This window comes from Vibrio sp. 2134-1 (genome assembly GCF_033339495.1).
This window is the reverse complement of sequence record NZ_JAWOUS010000110.1, coordinates 1-1,148: the sequence shown is the minus strand read 5'-3', so window position 1 is coordinate 1,148 and position 1,148 is coordinate 1. Positions and strand designations below refer to the sequence as shown.

Sequence of the window (1,148 nt, the reverse complement as noted above, 5' to 3'; positions counted from 1 at the left end):
ATGGCACCATGGTGTGCTCGTCTACGCTGAAGTATTTCGATACCTCACTGTGACGGCTTAAGCTAAATGATGGGATGTTGTTTTCCGCAGCATCCACCACGCCTTGTTGTAATGCTGTGTATAGCTCACCGTATGCCAATGGTGTCGGGTTACCACCTAACGCTTTTACCATCGCAATAGCAGATGGGCTCGGCTGTACACGTACTTTCAGACCTTTTAGATCTTCCGGCGTATTGATTGGTTTGTTGGTGTAAAAGCTACGTGCGCCCGCATCGTAGTAAGTCACACCAATAAAGCCGCTGTCCGCTGAAGAATTCAGGATTTCACGACCCACTTCCCCGTCTGTCACTTTGTAGTAGTGGTCTTTATCGCGGAACAAGTAAGGCATGTTGAATGCTGCGTAAGCAGGGGAGAAAGCTTCCAATTCTGCCGCGTTGCTCTTCACCATATCCAGAGCACCGTTTTGCATCAGCTCCATCGATTCACGCTGAGTGCCTAACTGCGCATCAGGGTAGATACGGATACGAACTTCCCCGTCTGTCATTTCACGAACTTCTTTTGCCATAAAGTCCATTGCTTTATGTACTGCATGGTCACGAGGGTGGTTGTGACTTAGCTTCAAAGTGGTCGCAGCATAAGCAGAAGCAGTGGCGCCGAAGGTCATTGCAGCACCTACTACAGCGCTTAAAAGAGTCTTACGCGTCATCATTGTTCTATTCTCCTTGGATTGGTTATCCAATATGTAGGGTAGTTTTAATTTTTCACGGTATTTCTTGTTTCGAGGTCATTATTGGCGATCGAAAAACCTATCGTCAAAACAAAAAAGCAAATTGATTGACCAAAATCACACTAATTACTCTTAAATTGGTCAACCAATTCATTTGTGAAGCTGCTCACGTGACAACCAAATCGCCTAACTTATAATCCACTCAGAACAACATGCCTATTTTGAGACCCTACACAAATACGCTCGCCCACATTGGTAAACCAATTGTTATGCAGTCCGCGTGTTTACTTTAAGGAAATGAAAATGAATAAACTGGTCACGTATATCAACAGGGGGTTGGCAGCATTTACTGTCTCTCTTTCGACCTTTCTTGTCTTCTGCGTGGTTTGGCAGGTGCTTTCACGCTACGTACTCGGTAAAC

The 1,148-nt window shown here is 45.3% G+C and carries 1 protein-coding gene and 1 pseudogene; one reads left to right on the top strand and one right to left on the bottom strand.

Going from position 1 to position 1,148, the window contains the following annotated elements:
- On the bottom strand, positions 1-709 hold a 709-nt coding region (locus tag R7R78_RS24220; protein ID WP_225474386.1), incomplete at its 3' end, for a TRAP transporter substrate-binding protein.
- Between the two features lie 321 nt (positions 710-1,030).
- On the opposite strand from R7R78_RS24220, the pseudogene R7R78_RS24215 reads away from it, so the two are divergent.
- Positions 1,031-1,148: pseudogene (locus R7R78_RS24215) on the top strand (TRAP transporter small permease); the annotation flags it as partial.